Source organism: Calothrix sp. NIES-2098 (assembly GCF_963875125.1).
In the GTDB taxonomy this organism is placed as follows: Bacteria; Cyanobacteriota; Cyanobacteriia; order Cyanobacteriales; family Nostocaceae; genus Aulosira.
In genome coordinates this window covers 5996779-6017093 of record NZ_CAWNKJ010000001.1, presented here as the reverse complement: position 1 = coordinate 6017093, position 20315 = coordinate 5996779, and the positions used below count along the sequence as shown (strand labels likewise).

The 20315-nt window shown below is 41.3% G+C and carries 19 protein-coding genes; 7 read left to right on the top strand and 12 right to left on the bottom strand.

Features of this window, described 5'->3' with window-relative positions:
- The gene (locus tag AACU33_RS25215; protein WP_096591733.1) at window positions 1-1752 is read left to right on the top strand and encodes a tetratricopeptide repeat protein; all 1752 of its coding nucleotides are present in this window, start codon (window positions 1-3) and stop codon (window positions 1750-1752) included.
- A gap of 17 nt (window positions 1753-1769) precedes the next feature.
- On the opposite strand, the gene AACU33_RS25210 is transcribed toward AACU33_RS25215, so the two are convergent.
- From AACU33_RS25210 to ygfZ, 3 genes are all read right to left on the bottom strand, one after another.
- Complete coding sequence (locus AACU33_RS25210) at window positions 1770-2120, bottom strand: hypothetical protein (RefSeq protein ID WP_339376276.1); 351 nt, start codon at window positions 2118-2120, stop codon at window positions 1770-1772.
- Complete coding sequence (locus tag AACU33_RS25205) at window positions 2117-2833, bottom strand: carbonic anhydrase (protein WP_096591730.1); 717 nt, start codon at window positions 2831-2833, stop codon at window positions 2117-2119. Before AACU33_RS25205 ends, AACU33_RS25210 begins: the two co-directional genes overlap by 4 nt.
- A 187-nt stretch (window positions 2834-3020) precedes the next feature.
- Entirely contained in the window at window positions 3021-4019 is a 999-nt protein-coding gene (ygfZ, locus tag AACU33_RS25200) for a CAF17-like 4Fe-4S cluster assembly/insertion protein YgfZ (RefSeq protein WP_096591728.1), read from the bottom strand.
- A 201-nt stretch (window positions 4020-4220) separates the two neighbouring features.
- Between ygfZ and cobJ the strand changes: the two genes are divergently transcribed.
- The 3 genes from cobJ to AACU33_RS25185 all read left to right on the top strand — a co-directional run bounded on the left by cobJ (window position 4221) and on the right by AACU33_RS25185 (window position 6821).
- Entirely contained in the window at window positions 4221-5957 is a 1737-nt protein-coding gene (cobJ, locus tag AACU33_RS25195; protein WP_096591725.1) for a precorrin-3B C(17)-methyltransferase, read from the top strand.
- 155 nt (window positions 5958-6112) lie between these two features.
- The gene (locus tag AACU33_RS25190) at window positions 6113-6400 is read left to right on the top strand and encodes a DUF2934 domain-containing protein (RefSeq protein WP_096591723.1); all 288 of its coding nucleotides are present in this window, start codon (window positions 6113-6115) and stop codon (window positions 6398-6400) included.
- Between the two features lie 70 nt (window positions 6401-6470).
- Window positions 6471-6821, top strand: a complete 351-nt coding sequence (locus AACU33_RS25185; RefSeq protein WP_096591720.1) for a hypothetical protein — start codon at window positions 6471-6473, stop codon at window positions 6819-6821.
- A gap of 333 nt (window positions 6822-7154) precedes the next feature.
- On the opposite strand, the gene AACU33_RS25180 is transcribed toward AACU33_RS25185, so the two are convergent.
- Entirely contained in the window at window positions 7155-7718 is a 564-nt protein-coding gene (locus AACU33_RS25180; protein WP_096591718.1) for a pentapeptide repeat-containing protein, read from the bottom strand.
- A gap of 478 nt (window positions 7719-8196) precedes the next feature.
- The gene (locus tag AACU33_RS25175; RefSeq protein ID WP_096591715.1) at window positions 8197-9156 is read right to left on the bottom strand and encodes an SGNH/GDSL hydrolase family protein; all 960 of its coding nucleotides are present in this window, start codon (window positions 9154-9156) and stop codon (window positions 8197-8199) included.
- 414 nt (window positions 9157-9570) lie between these two features.
- On the opposite strand from AACU33_RS25175, the gene AACU33_RS25170 reads away from it, so the two are divergent.
- The 3 genes from AACU33_RS25170 (at window position 9571) to AACU33_RS25160 (ending at window position 13144) form a co-directional block, all read left to right on the top strand.
- Complete coding sequence (locus AACU33_RS25170; RefSeq protein ID WP_062289360.1) at window positions 9571-9711, top strand: hypothetical protein; 141 nt, start codon at window positions 9571-9573, stop codon at window positions 9709-9711.
- 191 nt (window positions 9712-9902) lie between these two features.
- Window positions 9903-12797, top strand: coding sequence for a glycerol-3-phosphate acyltransferase (locus AACU33_RS25165; RefSeq protein ID WP_096591713.1), 2895 nt, complete (start codon window positions 9903-9905; stop codon window positions 12795-12797).
- Window positions 12794-13144: a cupin domain-containing protein gene (locus AACU33_RS25160; protein WP_096591711.1), complete on the top strand. Its 351-nt coding sequence runs from the start codon at window positions 12794-12796 to the stop codon at window positions 13142-13144. Before AACU33_RS25165 ends, AACU33_RS25160 begins: the two co-directional genes overlap by 4 nt.
- A 113-nt stretch (window positions 13145-13257) precedes the next feature.
- Here AACU33_RS25160 and AACU33_RS25155 read toward each other — a convergent pair whose 3' ends face one another.
- From AACU33_RS25155 to AACU33_RS25125, 7 genes are all read right to left on the bottom strand, one after another.
- Complete coding sequence (locus tag AACU33_RS25155) at window positions 13258-15276, bottom strand: primary-amine oxidase (RefSeq protein WP_096591709.1); 2019 nt, start codon at window positions 15274-15276, stop codon at window positions 13258-13260.
- A 240-nt stretch (window positions 15277-15516) separates the two neighbouring features.
- Window positions 15517-16041, bottom strand: coding sequence for a tetratricopeptide repeat protein (locus tag AACU33_RS25150; RefSeq protein WP_096591707.1), 525 nt, complete (start codon window positions 16039-16041; stop codon window positions 15517-15519).
- A 122-nt stretch (window positions 16042-16163) separates the two neighbouring features.
- On the bottom strand, window positions 16164-17036 hold the full coding sequence (locus AACU33_RS25145) for a transporter substrate-binding domain-containing protein (protein WP_096591705.1): 873 nt from the start codon (window positions 17034-17036) through the stop codon (window positions 16164-16166).
- A gap of 17 nt (window positions 17037-17053) precedes the next feature.
- A complete protein-coding gene (rplT, locus tag AACU33_RS25140) occupies window positions 17054-17410 on the bottom strand; it encodes a 50S ribosomal protein L20 (RefSeq protein WP_096591703.1) in 357 nt (118 codons plus the stop codon).
- 20 nt (window positions 17411-17430) lie between these two features.
- Window positions 17431-17628: a 50S ribosomal protein L35 gene (gene rpmI / locus AACU33_RS25135; RefSeq protein WP_096591701.1), complete on the bottom strand. Its 198-nt coding sequence runs from the start codon at window positions 17626-17628 to the stop codon at window positions 17431-17433.
- 146 nt (window positions 17629-17774) lie between these two features.
- A complete protein-coding gene (locus AACU33_RS25130) occupies window positions 17775-18896 on the bottom strand; it encodes a hypothetical protein (protein ID WP_096591698.1) in 1122 nt (373 codons plus the stop codon).
- A 291-nt stretch (window positions 18897-19187) separates the two neighbouring features.
- Window positions 19188-20183, bottom strand: coding sequence for a hypothetical protein (locus AACU33_RS25125; protein ID WP_096591695.1), 996 nt, complete (start codon window positions 20181-20183; stop codon window positions 19188-19190).
- Window positions 20184-20315: the final 132 nt, after the last annotated feature.

Sequence of the window (20315 nt, the reverse complement as noted above, 5' to 3'; positions counted from 1 at the left end):
ATGAATGAAGATTTAGTGACAGATGATGACAACAGAGATGCTTATGATTACTTAACTATTTCTATTGAGGCTAAAGCCAATCGATTAAATTTGCTAATTGCTGTTTGTGATGATGCTAGTTTTCGTGATGAAATTATTGCTGAGTATGAAGCAGAATTACAGCCACAAATCCGTTGTTATCGGGTGACATTGGCAAGAGATGAGCCGAGTTTGACGGCTGCTATTTCTCAATTGGTCAGAAGTGAAGAGTATTTGCAGCAACATCAATCAGCAGTAATTACGGTAACTGGTGCAGAACAGCTTCATTTTCTGAAATTGGGCAAGGAACGTTCCGAGCAAGAGGTTTTTTTCGGTTATTTACAGTGGACTAGGGAAGCATTGAGGGCATTTCCTTTTGCGATTATCTTGTGGGTGACTAATCAAATATTAGTTGAGTTAATTAAAAAAGCACCTGATTTTTGGAGTTGGCGCAATGGTGTTTTTCGGTTTGTGTCTAGAAGGAAAAATACTGTTTCTGGTAGAGAATTAGAAGCGATTCGTTTTGCTTTTAAGGATAATGAAATTTCAGGTTTGGATGATGACAATGATTATTTGTTGCCTATAGAAGATTTGCAAGGGTTTATTCAAGATTTAGAACAGCGCGGTGTTAAAGATGCAACTTTAGCGACTTTATACTTTAGCTTAGGAGATATTTATAGGAAAAGACTCAACCGGGGTGAGTTTCAAGATTATAAGCAAGAGCAAGAATTAGGCATTGAGTATTTAAGCAAAGCTGTAGAATTGCAAAAAGAATTAGGTTTAGAGAAAGACTTAGCTACTAGCCTCAATAACTTGGCGGAACTCTACGAATCTCAAGGTAGATATAGCGAAGCCGAACCCCTCTATCGACAAGCTTTGTTACTCAGGCAACGCCTACTGGGAGAAGAACATCTAGATGTTGCCACTAGCCTCAACAACCTAGCTGCACTATACTACTCTCAAGGCAAATACAGCGAAGCTAAATCCCTTTTACTGCAAACTTTGGCACTCAGGCAACGCCTACTGGGAGAAGAACATCTAGATGTTGCCACTAGCTTCAACAACTTAGCTGCACTATACTACTCTCAAGGCAAATACAGCGAAGCTGAACCCCTTTTATTCCAAGCTTTAGCACTATGGCGACACCTGCTGGGTGAGGAAAATCCAGAGGTTGCTACTAGCCTCAACAATCTGGGGTTACTCTACCACTCTCAGGGAAAATACAGCGAAGCCGAAGCTTTATTTCTGCAAGCTTTGGAACTAACACGACACCTACTGGGAGAAGAACATCCAGATGTTGCTACTAGCCTTAACAACCTGGGGTTACTCTACCACTCTCAGGGAAAATACAGCGAAGCCGAAGCTTTATTCCTGCAAGCTTTAGCACTTAGGCAACGTCTGCTGGGTGATAAACATCTTGAAGTTGCATCTAGCCTAACAAGTCTGGCAGGACTCTACTTCTCTCAAGGAAGATATACTGAAGCCGAAGCTTTATTCCTGCAAGCTTTAGCACTTAGACGACGCCTACTACGTGAAGAGCATCCAGATATTGCCTCTAGCCTCAACAACCTGGCGGAACTCTACTTTTCCCAGAGAAGATACAGCGAAGCCGAACCCCTGTACTTGCAAGCTTTGAAGATTTGTGAGCGAACTTTAGGGGTAGATCATCCCAATACTATTATTGTTCGTAAAAATTTAGCATATCTCCGCGATCGCCTCTCCTCAGAACAGTAACATTGATGAGGAAATTCTTAAGCGCGATCGCCTAAACTCGAAGTTCCGAGTTCTAAGCTCGAAGTGTCGTGTTCTGAACTCGAAGTTCCGTGTTCCAAGCTCGACGTTTCATGTTCTGAACTCGAAGTTCCGTGTTCCAAGCTCGACATTTTGTGTTCCGAACTCGAAGTTCCGAGTTCCAAGCTCGACATTTCGTGTCCCGAACTCGACGTTTCGTGTTCCAAGCTCGAAGTTCCGTGTTCCGAACTCGAAGTTTCAGGTTCTGAGGTTGAATGATGGGGTTGTGAAGGCGATCGCTTAATGTTTGAACTGCAAATTCCACGTTTTAAATCAGAATAATTGCAAGCTATAACTGTGCGATCGCTCATTTTGGCTGATGTGTCTCTTCACAGCAACAACCTGCAACCCCATCTGTTGGATGAATCTCACGCAGAGTAATTATAGACGGCTTGGCAAACAAAGGACAGGAAGGTAATTGCCATTGCACGGTGGAAACATTTAAGTCTTTGATTAGCCCGGTTTTGATATCTAGCACCCAACCATGAATTTTTGGGGCTTTTTGCTCGTGGAGTGCTTTGCGGACGATGGAAGTTTGGTAGAGATTCTTAACCTGCGCCAAAACGTTGATTTCTGCTAATCGATTTAGGCGTGCTTCTCTGTTTGGTAAAGCATTAATCTCGTCTAGGTTGTGTAAATAAAGTTCCCGAATGGGATTTACCCAGTTATCAATGATTCCAGTGGTGCTTCCTTCTAGAGCTGCTTTAATTCCACCACAACCGTAGTGTCCACAAACAATGATGTGTTTAACTTGAAGATGAGAAATCGCATAATCTAAAACCGCTAAGAAGTTCATATCTGTTAGCGATACTTGATTAGCAATATTGCGATGTACAAATAACTCTCCGGGTTCTGTGCGAGTAAAGTTAGTCAGAGGTAAACGGCTGTCTGAACAACCTATGTAAAGAAAAGGTGGTTTTTGTCCCTCGGCTAATCTCTCAAAATACTTGGCGTCTAGGGCTAATTTTTCTGCAACCCAAGATTGATTATTGGTTAGTAGTTCATCAATGGTGTGATATTTCATCAATCATTAGATATATCTATGATTAATATTGTATTTTATCTATATATAACGGTATGCTCTCCATACATGAAGCGATCGCGCTTTCCGTTTGCATGAAAGACATTCGTTGAAGACTAAATTATTCTGAAGAAACAACAGTCTTGCAGTTTGATAGTGAATTATTCAACTGCAAATTGCTGTGAGTTGGTTAGTTTCCTGGTGCTGAAGGATATTCATGAGAAACAAAGGGAACTTCTACTATTTCACCCTCGGTTTCTCCTACTTGCACTTTTAAACCAACGCCGCCTGCTTTGGTACGAATGTAACCCAGTCCAAAATAACCATCAGGCGTTTCGGTGTAACTGGTGAGTTTGCCGACTTTTTCATCTCCTACAGCAATTGTTGCGCCAACTTCCGCAGGTTTACTCAGACGAATTCCCCAAAGGTGTTGCTTTACGCCTTTATATGTATTTAATCTGGCTATAGTTTCTTGCCCAATATAGCAACCTTTATTAAAGGAAATTGTTTGCCATAAACCGACTTCTAGAGGATTGTAATCATCTGTGAGTTCTGCTTCTGGGGCGGGGCGTCCTTGTAAAATTCGTAACAATTCCCAAGCGCGATCGCTCGCTTCTACTGCGCCTAATTCTAAAATTTGGCTCCAAATCTTCTGTTTTTCGGAAACGGGCAAAATCAAAGTATATCCAGGGGAAGCCAAGCCACTACCAACCGCCACAATTACGCCATCGTTGACTAAAATATGATTGCCGTGAGGTTGTCCGATAATTGCACCCGCACCCAAATTTTCAATAATCGCATCGCTTCCCGAACCGATGAGACTAAAGGTTGCTGTTTCACCAGTCACATCGGTTAATTGCACTTTATCGGCAAAAAAGATGTAGCGATCTAACCACTGCATCATAAATTCGCGGCGGTTAGGCGAAACTAATAATAAAACCGCATCCTCTAGAACGTAAGCACTCACCAAATCTATCGTGCGGGCGGTGGATGTCACCATTACAGTATCGCATCCTTGCCCAGGTTTGAGACTTTGGAAGTCATTAGTGCTTTGATTGTGTAAAAAGCGGAGGCGTTCTTCATCAGAAACACGGATGCGTCCCCAAAAAGAGCGATCGCATACAGCAACTCCTTCCTTTACCGCTTGGATAGCTGCTGCGTCTTTAGCGTCAATTGCAGAGGTTGGCATGGTAATGAAGAGTTACTTTGTTTCAATGTTTTCGCATTGGAAATCTTAGCAAATTATCTTTTACTGGTTCAACAGTCATTTGCCATTCGTCATTTCTCCTCATCTTCCCCATGCCCATTGTCTTCTTCGTTCCTGATTTATGGTTTGATTTGAAAGATATCGACGTTTTCCAATATATCTATATAGAGTTCCAGAATTCTTATGATGCCGAAGGTTGCACCTGCTGTTGTGGTACTTGGTCAAAATAGTGTGACTGTAGCACGCAAAATTATTAGCGTTCTACCAGGGGCGACGTTATACGGTTTGGCGGGGCGCACTTCTGAGGTTGATGTCAGCTTTAGCAATTTCGGTGAAACTTTGCGCGAGTTGTTCGCGGAGGGAAGGCCGCTGATTGGTATTTGTGCGGCTGGTATTTTAATTAGAACTCTCGCGCCTTTGATTTCCGATAAACGCCAAGAACCGCCAGTAGTAGCTGTAGCTGAGGATGGTAGCGCGGTTGTTCCACTGTTAGGCGGACTGAGTGGGGTGAATGATTTGGCACGCCGCATTGCTGAGGTATTTGATGTCAAAGCAGCAATTACAACTACTGGCGACATTCGTTTTCGGACAGCGTTGTTGTCTCCTCCGCCTGGATATCATTTGGCTAACCCAGATGATGCGAAAACGTTTATCTCAGATTTGCTAGCTGGGGCGCAGGTAAAGTTGGAAGGAACAGCACCTTGGTTGAGTAATAGCCAATTGCCGATTGATGCTAATGGAAATTTGACAATTAAAATTAGCGATCGCTTGTCACATCCTACAGCCAATTGTCTTGTTTACCATCCAGCGACAATTGCGATCGCTATTAGTAACGCATCTGCAACTAATGATGAAGTAATAGCTTCACTACAACAATTATTAGCAGCTGCGGAACTTGCGCCTGCATCGGTAGCGGGGGTATTTGCACCTATCAATATGGCAGCAAATTCAGTAATCCACGCGGTTGCTAGCGCGTTGGGAGTGCCTGCACGCTTTTTTACCTCAAATCAACTAGAAAACTTACAATCTCAAGGTTATAGCCCCGCCCAAGCTATAGCGATTGCCGCTACAGGTACATCTGGAAAGCTAATTTCGACAGCAGCAACAGAAATTGCGATCGCTATTTCCCCCGAACCCATCGACGCCAGCACCATTGGTCAGCCACGGGGGCGGTTAGCTGTGATTGGTACGGGGCCGGGAAGTCTAGAGTGGATGTCTCCGGAAGTCAGAGAAATTCTCAAGTCGGCTACTGATTTGGTAGGTTACACAACTTACTTAAATTTAGTTGGTTCCCTCGCGGAAGGTAAGCAACGCCATGATTCTGACAACCGCGAAGAAATCGCACGGGCGGAAATGGCGTTAGATTTGGCAGCCCAAGGGCGATATGTAGCTGTTGTCTCCTCTGGCGACCCCGGTATTTACGCAATGGCGACAGCAATTTTTGAAGTACTAGATAACCATGCCAAACCAGAATGGGATAGCGTTGAAATTCATGTAGCGCCTGGTATTTCCGCGATGCAAGCCGCCGCCGCTGCCATTGGCGCGCCCTTGGGACATGACTTCTGTGCGATTTCTCTATCAGATATTTTGAAACCCTGGTCAATTATTGAACAACGAATTGCTGCGGCTGCGGAAGCTGATTTTGCGATCGCTTTCTACAATCCTGTGTCTAAAGAGCGTACTTGGCAACTTACAGAAGCGAGAAATATTTTGCTGCGCTATAGAACGCCTGACACACCAGTAGTCTTAGGACGAAATCTCGGCAGACCAGGACAGACTGTTAAAGTAATTAACCTAGAAGAGTTAGCGCCAACAGTAGCAGATATGCGCACAATTATTCTCGTTGGTTCTAGTAAGACGCGGAAAATTCAGCGCAGTGATGGCAGTGTCTCCGTTTACACTCCACGCCGATACGGTTAAAATCGCATTCATCGAAGAAGGTGACAGGAAATTTCTCTATTTCCTGTTCAATGAAGAGTTCCAAAAAATCCTAGCGTGCATCAATTATAAATATTTAGACGGCAACACTTGTTCTATTTAAATTCTAAATAGCTTGTTTTATACAGCTAAAATATATGCCTTACGATATTATTATGTGCCCCGGACAAAGTTGTCCAATCAAACACGATTGTTACCGTTTTACATCTGAAATTTTGGGTCGTCAGGATTTTTTTGGAACAGATCCTTATAGTTTTTCGACTAATTCCTGTGAGTATTTTATCAGTAATCGCCCAGATGAAGATTCAATTCGTTTGAAAGCTTATGAAATCTGGCAAAAAAGCGGCTATGCAGATGGCAAGTCTGTGGAACATTGGCTTCAGGCTGAAAGAGAGTTGACAGGGTTAAAAAACTTACATTCCTGATGAATATTAATTTGTAATGTAAGATGAAATCGGCTCATTTGAGCAATGGAAATTCTTCACCTGGAAACTAATGAACAAGTTTATACTGCACTTACTTTCAACTCCTGTAGTTATTAGCTCTATATTGTCTACGGGAATCGTCATTAATCAAGCCCAAGCTATAGAGCCAAAACCTGCAAATACAGATCGTCTATCCTGTATCCGTAATAAACATAAAGTTGGTTTAGTATGTGCTAGAGCTTCTGTTTTGGCCCAAATTCCTCAATATCAACCAGAAGTTGAACCATCTGCGGATGGTGTACCAATGTTAGAGTTTACTGTCGAAGAAAGCGATATGGCAGCCACTTTATTTGGTTGTGATTGTCCTGCTTGCATAAATTCATTAAGGAAGATGCAGGGTGCGACACCATTAGTTTATTAATAGTTCAAAGTTTTTCTTTTTGCTTTATAGTAAAAAACTTCCAAGAATAACACTTGGAAGTTTTTCTATTCTCAAGATGGCTTTACATAAAATCGCAGTATTTTAACAAGCTAATTTTATAAAAATTTTGTGATATAAATGCTTGATAGCCATTTAAATATTGTTGGTAATACCTGGATGATTTGTAAAGGCACAACATTGTTGTGCCCCTACCCTAACGTCGCATTTTTATGCAAATTGGTATTAGTTTGCGCAATTGAAAACTGTGGTTAAGTTAATAGATTTAGGTTGTCTTTAAGGGTTTAGCTCTAGATTTTAAGCACTTGCTAAGAACTAATTTTGAATCACTGTGCAACTACTACCCCATGTCACCCATTTATGGGATATACCTACAGAGACAATGCTTTCGCCTATCTCTTGTTCAGTGATGCTTGCTCCAGTGAAATCTGCATCAGTGATTTCGGCTTCATCAAGATTGCAACTAATCAAATTTGTTTCTCTTAGATTAGCACCTCTTAAATCGGCTCCACTCAATTCTGCTTCACTAAGGTTTGCACCAAATAGATTTGCCATTGCTAAATTTGCACCCCGCAAATCAGCACGACTGAGGTTTGTTTTCTCTAAATTAGCCCAGCCCATTTCTGCACCAATCAGGTTTACCTCACTCAAGTTAGCACCATTGAGATTGGTACTAGTTAAATCTGCATCAGTCAGGTTTGCTCTAGTTAAGTTACATTCGCTTAAGTTGGCTTCACTTAAGTCAGCACCACTCAAGTCAGCATCTGCAAAATTTATGCCACTCAAATCAAGATGAGAAAGGTTAGCCTGATGTAGAATGACTCCATTAAAATTCTTTTCCCCTGCTGCATATCGACTCAGGAGCTTATTTGTGTCCATATTGTCCCCTCGCAATGTCTACAGGTAAGTCAAGTCTAGTTATGAGTTATCCACTACCCAAACCACACTAAAGTTACTGGTTTGAGTTACCAGCAACCAATATATTAGTTAGGAAAAACTTGTAGTTTTATTTTGCTATAGTTTATGGAATTCTGAATAGCAACTTAATGTAAATATAAGAATTCTGATTAATTCTGGTCAAGTTGTTACTAACTGACTACTATTTGACTAGGTAATTAGATTTTCTGAGATTTTAAAATATCTGAAAATTCAGGCATCAGGCAGATGGGGCAGTATGCGATCAAATTATTTATCTGGAAAATTTCCTCAATTGGTTGAAGTAATGTAAAGTATTGTCATTAAATAGTTGATTATTGATAATACGATCGCACCTATAAATTACTGCTCTAGAACAGCCTTGAGAAAAGTTGTCCGTCTCCAAACAGAAATACAGCTATTGAAAGCTTCGCTAACAGAATCACAAATTATTCATTAGGAATTTATCCCTAAGCGATCGCTCTATGAGTTGGCTGACTAACTGATTACCTTGTATGTTAAGGTGAATATGGTCTTGATACAATGCTTTAACATTTGGGGTGGAGTTGAAGATTGGCAACACATCTATATAAGTAATCTGCTGTGCTTTCGTAAATTCATTCAACCGTTGACGTGCTTTAATTTCATAATCGCGGGGGCCGGGTTCTCCGATTTCGCGCAATAAAGGAGTCATTACTAACAGAAATTGGCTATTGCTTTCACGAGTTAGCGCCTGAATTTTACCAATCGCATCGAGATTGATCCCAACTCTATCGCCTGGTTCATTTTGTACGGCTTGGATTTCGGGAATGGGCTTTTGTTTAATTAGATAACGTTGCCAAACTTCTACTAAAGCCAAGGGTGGTTTACGATCTGGATAGTTGCGATCGCGTCCCACTGGTAACGATGTGGGAGCCGTAGCAAACAAATCATCAGTATTAATTAATAACACTACTGTCTGAGCTTGAAAATTCCCAAATCTTTGGAGATAGGCTAATTCATTTCTCGGCCCCCAAGAGTTGGCTGACGCATTTAAAACTTCGACTTCTTGATATTTAGTTTGATTGTTTGAACTTAAAGAGCGCGTTATCAAGGCAGAAATTGTATTATCCCCATCTGTCCACCAGCCACCATTAGCGATCGAGTCTCCTAGAATTAGCACTCGCAGCGTGGAAGGTGCAGGTGTCTGTTGAATCGGCTGGCTACGCATGGAATACTCATTAATCTCAATGCGATTTCCAAAGCGACGGGTGCGCTGGTTAGGTGCTAACAAGTAGCCTATTTGCTCATCAGCAATGTAAATTAGAGGCTTGCCAAAGCCAAAGAGCGATCGCAGTCCAATTTCAATCGCTACCAATAATCCGATAACTACTGTCACAATTACGATCGCTGCTAATTTCACCTGCAAATACTCCCCAATCAATTTAAGAAAATTAATCGCCCAAGGATAAAGTATTAAATTATACTATTTTACTTTCAGCCCTGAGACAGATTTCTCATAATTTGGCGTCTGTATCGTCTAAATACATTTATGGAATAAAAAAACTGAGTTTAGTATTTTAAATTACTTTATTTAGTAGAAATTTTAGAGATACTTATGCATAACATCTCACTATGCAACTTTGATGCGCAAATTAATTAAATAATTACAAAGTGTAAAAAGATACTCGCTTTTTGAGGACGAAGATAGATTTGTTGCGGTCATTGTTGCAAAGCTTAAACAAAATAATAATGACGATTTAATACTATCCTTGAACATAAGGACTACAATCAAAACGGACAAATTAGCACTGTAACAAAGGAGGCTTACAAAGCTATGTCCGACTTAAATCGCGGAATCATGAAGTTCGAGGGAGCAGATTCTCCAAAAGTGGTCACTATCTCTACCGTGCTGCTATTGGGGTCAATTGCTGGTCTAATTATCTGGGCACTCCAAGCTGCCTATGCGCTAAACTAAGAATTAGCTGCTTAGTATTTGGTAGGTTGGCAGGACACTGGCAAAAATGGCTTCTGCCTCGGCCATGTGTACCTTGCCCAACTGATAGAAGCGCCCTTGAAAGCATCAATAGAATTTCCGAAAGATTTTAGATTTGAGATTTGAGATGCCAAATGCAAAGTGCAAGATAAATCTAAAATCAAAAATCCAAGATGTTTGAACTTTGGGGTGCCCTAACTATTTTAATCGTCTGCCCTCTACTGGGTGCATTACCGCTAATTGCTTGGATTACCTATGCCCTGACAGGGAAGCAATTAGCCAAACTCGGTACAGGCAATATCAGTGTGTCAGCGGCTTTTTACCACGGTGGCAAACTGGTAGGTATTCTCGCAGTACTATCAGAAGCTTTTAAGGGTATTACAGCAGTTCTCATTGCCCGCGCTTTTTTTGGAGAAGGGTCAACTTGGGAACTTATCGCCTTAATTGCCTTGGTAATAGGTAGATACTCGATTGGCAGAGGAGCCGGTACAACAAACGTCGTCTGGGGATTTTTGGTACACGATCCACTCGTGGCAGGTTTTACAACTTTTTTAGCAGCAATTAGCTTTACAGTTTTGCAATCAAAACAATTGGTAAAGTTCGGCGTTTTGCTGCTATTTCCGCTGTTTGTGGCAGTGTTACACTTTGAAGATTTCCCCAGAGTGATTGCGGCTGTTAGCCTGGCGGGCTTATTAGGTTGGATTTATACAAAAATACCCGATGACCTTAACCTCCCAGCCCAAGGAGCAAAATCAGAATCGAAACCCATGCTGGAATTTTTGGGTGGCGAAACCAGGCCAATTGCTCTGGGTGAAGACTTGGACGAGGCGAAAGTGGGTCACAAAGCAGCAGCGCTATCTCAACTCAAGCGATGGGGTTATCCAGTACCCAAGGGATGGGTAATTAACCCAAACCAAGATCCTGAGGAAGTAATAGACTTTTTTCAACCTTCGGAATTATCGCCGTTAGTTGTGCGTTCTTCGGCAATTGGGGAAGACTCAGAACAAGCTTCAGCAGCTGGACAGTACGAAACGGTGTTGAACGTTACCAGCGAACAGCAGCTCAAAGAAGCGATCGCTCAAGTTAGAGCTTCTTACGATCAACCTGCTGCGGTACAATATCGACGCGATCGCGGCCTACCAGACCAAGCGATGGCCGTGCTAATTCAACAGCAAGTCCAGAGTGTATATTCTGGCGTAGCTTTTAGTCGCGACCCGATTACTCAACAAGGCGACGCCATTGTGATTGAAGCTTTACCAGGCAGCGCCAGTCAAGTGGTTTCCGGCAGAGTTACCCCAGAACAATATCGGGCTTTTGTTGTCGAGACAGAAAATTTCTCCTCTGTGCAATTAGAAGGTACAGGTAGAGTACCCCAAGCATTAATTAAACAAGTAGCCTTATTAACCCGCCGTCTCGAAAAACGTTACCACGGCATTCCTCAAGATATCGAGTGGAGTTACGACGGTCAAACACTTTGGGTATTACAAGCGCGACCCATCACTACCTTGTTACCCATCTGGACGCGTAAAATCGCTGCCGAAGTCATCCCTGGAGTCATTCACCCCTTAACTTGGTCGGTGAATCGTCCCTTAACTTGTGGCGTTTGGGGAGAAATTTTTACTGTCGGTTTAGGCGATCGCGTTTTGGGTTTAGATTTTACCGAAACCGCTACTCTGCACTATTCAAGGGCATATTTCAATGCATCCCTCCTAGGACAGATTTTTTTGCGGATGGGTTTACCGCCAGAAAGCCTAGAATTTTTAACTAGAGGCGATCGCTTCACTAAGCCACCCTTGCTTTCGACTTTGCGGAATATCCCTGGATTGCTGCGGTTGGTGCGCCGGGAAATGGATTTAGAAACAGAATTTAAGCGAGATTACCGCGAGAAGTTTATTCCTGTATTGTCGCAGTTGGCTCACGAACCTGTCCAAGAACTGGAACCATCCCAGTTATTGGCGAGAATTGACATGATTTTAGAAGCGCTGCGGCTTGCCACTTACTACAGTATTTTCGCTCCGCTCAGTGCTGCCATTAGACAGGGAATTTTTCGAGTTAAAGACGGGCAAATAGATAACAGCGTTGCACCAGAGGTAGCGGTTTTGCGATCGCTGAGTGCTTTAGCGCAAAATGCCAAGCAAGTATTACCTGAATTCGAGCCAGAGAAAGTCTTTGAGCAGTTGGAGACAACTCCTGAAGGACAAAACGTTTTGTATGATTTTAACGAACTGCTTCAGGATTACGGCTATTTAAGTGAAGTGGGAACTGATATTGCCGTTCCCACTTGGAAGGAAGACCCTGAGTATGTCAAACAGTTATTTGTACAGTTAATGCAGGGAAATGAACCGCCAACAGACGGTGTAGATCCGATCAATCAAGTCTTTTCTGGAAAACGCAAACGTGGAAATGTCCAAAGACGCGTAGATCTCAAAGGTCGAGTTACCGAGGTTTACTCGCGACTGCTAGCGGAATTACGTTGGAGTTTTGTTGCTTTAGAGCAGATTTGGTTAAAGTCCAGTTTCCTGAAACAAACTGGAGATATCTTTTTCCTAGAGTTAGATGAAATTGGTAGTCTAGTTGCAGCAGCTGATGCTGAATTTAGCAGCCAGTTGGAGAAATTGGTGCAAAATAGGCGATCGCAATTTGAACAAGACAGCGAAATCAATCAAGTTCCGCTTCTAGTTTACGGTCATACACCACCTCATCCTCTAACACCTTCTCCCCTCTACTCTGACCAAGTTTTACAGGGTATTCCCGCTAGTCACGGACAGGCTGAAGGGCAAGTAAGGGTACTGCGAAATTTAAAAAATATACCAGAGATTAATAAAGAGACAATCTTGGTAGTACCTTATACAGATTCTGCTTGGGCACCATTATTAGTCAGGGCTGGAGGCTTAATTGCCGAGGCAGGAGGCAGACTTTCTCACGGTGCGATCGTGGCGCGGGAATATGGAATTCCCGCAGTTATGGATGTGCGCGGTGCTACTTGGCTAATGCAAGATGGGCAGCGAGTACGGATAGATGGCTCTAGGGGTATTGTGGAATTATCGAATGATTTAAGACCAGAATGATTACTACTTCCCTGAATGATTTGCCAGAAGAATCTGTTTCTCACAACCCCGAAATCAAGAAAAAGGTAATGCTGCGGTTTGGGGATCTACCCCACCTAACTAACTTTTCGCAAGCACGTTTTGCTCCCGGACAAAGCGCCCCCGCCCACGCCCATCAAGATATGTCTGAAGTCTTCTTTGTGGAATCTGGTGCGGGGGTTATTTATATTGATGGTCAAGCATACCCTCTACTTCCAGGTAACTGTGTAGCCGTAGAACCAGGAGAAGTCCACGAAGTTGTGAATAATGGTACAACTGAACTTGTTCTTACTTACTTTGGTTTACGCGTGGAAAAGCCAGCCTGTTGATGAGTTCGTAGCCAGCAGTATCCTAGGGGTTATACCATTTCACGAAATACCTGATACACGTGATGAATTTCTAATTCTTTCTCCTTGCTGCTTATGTGTATCAATCTATACAATTAGTTAGTATTGTTAGGCGATCGCTTGTTTACAGGTATTGACTCTGGTAAATTAATCGCCGGATTGCGGCTAAAAAATCCTCTAGGAGCCAGTTTAAACCCTACTCGGTGCGTTGGCATCACAGGCCAATCTTCTGGTCGGGGAATATGGGTAACGCCCATTGTGTACCAAAGTACGAGATCTTCTCCAGTTAACGATTCATCGTTGGCAATATATTTAGGTAAACCTTGTCCTGGTTGACTTTGGTTAGGATAATCTCCGCCAGCATAGAGTTCATCTGGCTGATATTTTGTGATCCAGACATGGTGTGTAGCAAAGCCAGCTTTCTCACGAATCTTCGCACCTTCCACAGGGAAGAATACCGCATTCCCTCCTGGCATTAGCATATATGCTGGTGCAGTACCTAGAGTATTTTGGCGATTGGTGTTGACAATCATCCATTCACGGCTGTGTTTCATATCCAAATCGCGGACAGCAGCCTTTTCTGTGGTTAAGGGAGTTTCTGTAACTGCGATCGCATTTCCGAGAGAATTGTTATTATCCATCGGTAAGGCTTGAACATTCATTTCCATCACGGAATTAGCCTCACCGTCTACATCCATATCTAAGCGGTAGTTGAAAAAGTGTTGATGATTCACGCCAAAGATATTCTTTGCTATCAGCCTTCCATAGGAATTATCTTGAGACTGTTTTTCCGCTTCTGTCCCTTGTACTAAAACAATTCCTGTTAAATCATTCTCAATTTCTAAACTGCCATCTTGGTGAAAAATCCAATTCAGGCTGTAATCATAATTATCAACTGCCGCCGTCATTGTCATGACAAGTTCTCGACTGCGACGGACATAATTTTTCTGCGTATTGTATTCGTAGTGCTTCCAGAGTATGCCATTATCCCGTTCGTAAATACCAATAACTTTTGGCATTTCGTAGGCTTCGCCCTGTTCATTAGCTAAAACAGCATTCAACAACAAGCCGTTTTCAGGAATATCTTTACCTAACTCCATTGAGGTGGCGAGGGAACCAAAGTTATATTCGCCCACATCAAAAGCATTTCTAAAAGACCAGGTAGGGTCAGGGTCGCCATAAGGTACTACCATTTCTGATAGGCTAGCGCGGTATAAAACTGGTCGAATCTTTTCCCCATCGTCATAAGTTACTTGGTAAAGAACTAACCCACTACGGGGATGCATGAGATAGCGAAAATTCCAACCTTGCCAGCTAATTGTATTACCTTTAATTCGGAAACTCGCGCCTTGCGGTTGGAGAATTTTTAATAATTTAGGTGGTGAAAGTAATTTACCCAAAGATTGCAAATCGTAGTTCCAATTCTGTTTAGAGAAAGGTACTATCCCTTTGTCTACAAAGTTGTCAATTTTACCTGTATTTAAATCAACAGTAGCCAGCACACCTTCAATTGGACTGCCAAAATAGTTCCAATTGTTACCTTTATAGTAGGATAATGCTCGACAAAGACGCTTACCTTTTGCAGTTTCGCTATTAGTTAAAACTCCTGGTGCCCAGCAATTAATTTTAACTTGATCAAAATCTGTAATTCCCCGTTTTTGCATTGCTGCTTGCCATTGGGGGTCAGATTGTACAATCTCCCGTGCTAGATCGTATTCTGAATTAATTAGTGCTGGTTGGGCGTTAGGTATTTGTTTCCAAGAACTTAAGGTTTGGGTTTTGAGGTCAACTACAGCTTCATAGGTTTGATTTTGCGTTCGCTCATACACTACCAAAAAAGCTTGGCGCTTAAAAGTTTTCCCTGTTGTAAAATTTAGGACTTCTTTTTTATCTGGTTCTTGCAAAGTTATTAGGGGAAACACAGCGTTTTCCGAGAGATTTTTATCTTTTTTTACTACTGCAACCGCTGTGTTAATTTCTGCTGATGTTAATGCAGTTAGAGGATGGGAAATAGTTGGTTGTTGTGCAAACAACATTTCCCTAGAACCAAGAGCGCCAACAATGAAAATAATAATGGCAATAGCTAAAATAAATAACCGTACCCGCTTAATCATTCTTGAAATATTTACAGGAATATATAGTTATCTATATTCCTAGCTTGTTTTAACAAACCGCATAGATTTATTTGAATTTTAGATTTTGTATTAGCAATACTCATCCTGCAATCTTTTTACCAATGTGAAACAACAAGACTTATGTAAATTTGGTATAAAATTTTGTGAATAAAAAGATTCCCGACTGATTAATTAAGTCGGGAATCTAGGTTGTTTAATAATGCTAGCAAGGGTGATTAATTAGGCAGAAACTAAACGACGTAAAGATTCAGAACGGCGTTTAGCAGTAGAATTATTGGGAGCAAATTTCAGGGCTTCTTCGTAGCTTTGTAGTGCCTGTGCGTTTAATTTTTTACGCTCATAAGCATGACCGAGATTATTTAGGGCTGTTACGTAGTCAGGCTTGATTTTCAGGGCTTCTTTGTACTGACGAATTGCTAAATCATACTGCTCTTGGGCAAAGTAAACATAGCCCAGTCCATTGTAAATAGGAGAAATATTTTCTTCTCCTTCTTCTTCCGCAGCTTTGAGCGCTTTTTGAAATAGGGTAATAGCTTGAGAATAAATTTTCTTTTGAGAATAAATACTAGCTAACTCGTAATATTCTTGAGTCGTACCCTTATCTTTACTCAACTTGTTTTTTAATCGTGATAAGGAACTTTCAAGTCTCCGAGTTTTGAAAATTTGGCGAAAAATAGTCACAACTGCAAATGCGAGTATACCGACAAAAATTGAGAGATAAACAACCGCTAGACTGTTATCCATTGTCTTGAATTAGAAAATTATAAAGAGTCTTCTTATTTATTATCAGCTTTTTGTCATCTGTCATTTGTTCTTTGTTGATTGTTTATGTTCTCGTAACCAATGACTAATGACCAATAACTAATTTATGGCAAACCCCAATATTGAGCGCGTTGCTTTAGCCAACCTTCAGCTAGATAACGCGCGATCGCTTCATTTACCTGTCGTCTTAAATCATCGTACTGCAATCCCTTAGGCATGACTACAGATAAAGGTGCTGTGGATAGTTTGGTTGGTAGTAACCGATATTGGGGATATTGTTGCACCCAACCACTGAGAACGCTAGCATCGGCTCCAAAGGCTTGCACTTTCCCACTTTCTACTTCCTCGCGCGCTTCTTCATAGGAACTCACGCCTACCAACTCAGCATTGGGCACATAGTATCTAACGTCACCAATTGTACTGGAATGGTTGAGTACAGCTATTTTGCGTTTTGCTAAATCATTTATCTGCTGGATGCCAGTATCTTTTACAACTAAATAACTACCATCATAGTAGTAAGGAACGCTGAGACTAACCAAGCGAGAGCGTGACTCTGTGGCTGTTACTCTCGCAATGGCAAAGTCAACTTTATGGTTTAAGACTACAGATAAGCGATCGCGATTTGCTACAGGTTGCAACTTCACAGCATTGGGCTTACCTAGCAAGTCCACTGCTAAACGCTGTGCTAAGTCAATTTCTAAACCTTGCAAATTCCCGTTAGCATCTCTAAATCCCAAGGGACGCAAGTTATCTTTGACGGCAATGTTGAAATAGCCTCGCCGCTGAATTTCTGGCATTTCGGCGGCAGATGCAATTGAGCCTGTTAAGAGAAAGCAAAAGCAAAAAATTAATAATAAGGATAAGGAGTAAAGGATAAAGGATGAAAAAAAGAATTGCTGTAAGACACCCATTCTGTATAGTAAGGTGTCTTTCTTCCAGCCCCCAGATTGATTTTTGGGGTATACTTCAGCCTTCATACTTCATCCTTAATCCTTTATCCCCTGGCTTGGCTTGCCAATTCAGCGATTTTGCTAAAGCTAGCTGGGTCTACAACTGCCAATTGTGCTAACATTTTGCGATTTAGTTGGATATTAGCTTTTTTGAGGTTGCCGATTAGCTTGCTGTAACTCAAACCATGTTGCCTTGCAGCAGCATTGATCCGCGCGATCCAAAGGCGACGAAAATCGCGCTTTTTCTTTTTGCGATCGCGATAAGCACTCCGCAGTGCTTTCATTACTTGTTGGTTAGCGGTTCTAAACAAAGTTGAGTGGGAACCGCGAAAACCTTTAGCTAGTTTGAGAATTTTGTTGCGGCGTTTACGAGCTACGTTACCGCGTTTTACCCGTGTCATATCTTAATATTCCTGAGGACTTACAAATAAGGGAGCATCAAACGCACATTATCTTCATCGCGTTCGTGTACAAGTGTAGACTTGGACAAGTTACGCTTCTTATTGGAAGTTTTGTGCTCTAAAAGGTGATTTTTGAAAGCTTTACGACGCACAATTTTACCTGTGCCAGTGGCACGGAATCGCTTCGCCGCTGCTTTACGAGTTTTGAGTTTAGGCATGGTTTGGCTCTGATCGACACAATCCATCATTATATACTAAGCGCATGAGATTGCACGAGCCACACAGCCTAAATCCGGCGAATATATCTGCTAATAGTAGAGACAGGCACTGACTCAGTGTTTTGGAAGTCAAGCGATCGCACAATTTAAAAAGCTGATAAGCGCAGCAAATCATTTTTATTGTGAATTTCTAAATTCAATAGTGCATAGACCAATTTTCTTTCGGAATTGCTCATTGTACTTTTATCTAATTCCCGATCGATATAATGGTTTGATAAAAAATCAAGTACTCGATGGTAAATTTCCCACTGGGGAAACTGTGGACTCATATAGCTATGGAGCCATGCGGGTTTATCTGGTAGAATATCTTGTCCCAAGAAAATTTCTTTTCCTGTCAATATTCGATAATAGATAATTCCTAATGCTAATAAATCAGACATTGAGGGATTGCTTTGCTGTTGAACTTCCGACAAAGATGGTGCAGGAATGCGATTACTTGGCTTCATTTCTCTGCCAAAGTATTTCAGACATTCTACGATACCAACAGCTTTAGAATCGCCTAAATATGGGGGTAATAGTGGATAATTTGCAGATGTAGTTGTAAAGATATATTGTTCTTGTAATCCAAAAAGCTTACCTGAATCGCTAGCTAATACAACTCCCGGATCGATGATGTGAAAAATATTTTGTTTTTGACTAATTAAAATATTACTTTCTGATAAATCGCCGTGATGCATATAGCAAAGAGCATCCCAGAGAGCAGGTAACATTTGTGGGAATAGCAGTCGCTTTGAATAAGCTGGTAATTTTGAGAAAGGAGTTGCCTCGTAATCAGGCATAATTAGTACTGGTAAAAATCGCAGATCCAAAGGCTCGGATGTATTATAAACCTCTTTATTGCCATGAATTTGTGATAATCCATCCCAAGTCCCTAAACCAATAATTGAATGATTCCACCTACCTCTTGTCCAATTAATTAGTTGAGTCTCAACTAATAAAATCCATGTAGCAACTTTAATTGGATCGAGAAGATCGTTAGGATGGTCAAAAACTTTATCAATACCAAGTTCGCTAGTAACAAAAATTTCAGATGTACTGTAGCTGTTGTAAGCATAAATATCTTCGCCAGTCACATGGGGCGAAGGTGTCTTCAAAACTACATCTTTGCCGCATAAGTTGGCACGATAGAGATTAAAAGTTTTTCCTTGATGTAGGATTTCTGTTACTATACCTTCACCAAAAGGACTAATATTAAATTTATTTAGCATCTCTAATATCCTATTCGTCAGTAAGCTGATATAATTAGTGCTTATTTATAAGTAAAGATGTATTTGTAGAGGTGGAGTTTCCTTCGCAAAAATCTACAATTTCTAATTATTGATTGCATTAATATTACTTAAAAATTTATGCAACGACGTTTGAGGAGCATAAGGCAATACGGTTCAGTTAAGAGAGATTATAGGGGCACGGCGTCTACAATCTTTTGGTGTATACAATCATCTTATCGGTGCCGTGCCCCTACTACTGAATTGTCTTGAAATATTAGGGTTTATGAAAAATTAAGCAACTTTAGGATCTAAAACGATCGCAGAGCCAGATTTATTCACATGATAAGTCCAAGATTGCTGCTTCACCTGAACAATTACTTCCCAACCTTCAACAGGCTTATAAATCTCTGCACAGACTTCGCCAAAATTAAAATGGCACTCATTGCCAAAGGTTTTGGCTGTAGCTTGAGTAATTCTTAAATTAGTAACTGCTACTCCAGAACGTTTGGCGGCATCGCGTAAAACTTTATTGGCGATCGCTTTTGGTAATGTGACATTTCCTGTTGTCTTAATTTTTGGATCTAAAACGATTTGCGAGCCAGATCTATTTACATGGTAAGTCCAAGATTGCTCTTGCACTTGAACGATTACTTCCCAACCTTGAATGGGATTGTATTCCTTAGTGCAGATTTCACCGAAGTTGAACTCGCAAGGATTTCCAAAGGTTTTAGATGTAGCTTGAGCAATTTTTAAGTTAGCAACCGCCACTCCAGAACGCTTGGCGGCATCGTTTAATATTTTATTAGCGATCGCTCTCGGTAATGCAACATTTCCCGATGCATTAATTTTTGGATCTAAAACGATTTGCGAGCCAGATCTATTGGCATGATAAGTCCAAGATTGGTCTTTCACTTGGACAATTACCTCCCAGCCTTGTATAGGTCTGTATTCTCGCGTACAAACTTCTCCAAACTGGAAAATACAGGGATTACTAAAGGTTTTCGCTGTGAATTGAGTAATTTTCAAATCCGCGATCGCTACTCCAGAACGCTGGGAAGCATCATTTAGTACGGCTTGAGCAACGGCTTTTGGTAGTTGATTCGGTCTATTTTGGACGTTTTGGGATAATTGTATGTTTGCTACACTAGGCGCAGCAGTAGCAGTATTGTTATTTGTCAGTCCCATCCCCCAAGATAGCAGGCTTGTTAAGGCTAGAGTTAATATCACTCCTTGCGGAAATTGACGCGAACTATTAATTGAGTGAGATAGTTTATAAATATTTTTCATGCTATTTTACCTTGAGAATTGCATAGTTCGTCTCGCTACTAATACCAATTCTCTGAAATTTACACTTAAAGGATGACTGATTTTTCTGCTTTAGAGCCATGCCTTATTATTAGGTTAATAAATATTAAGTGC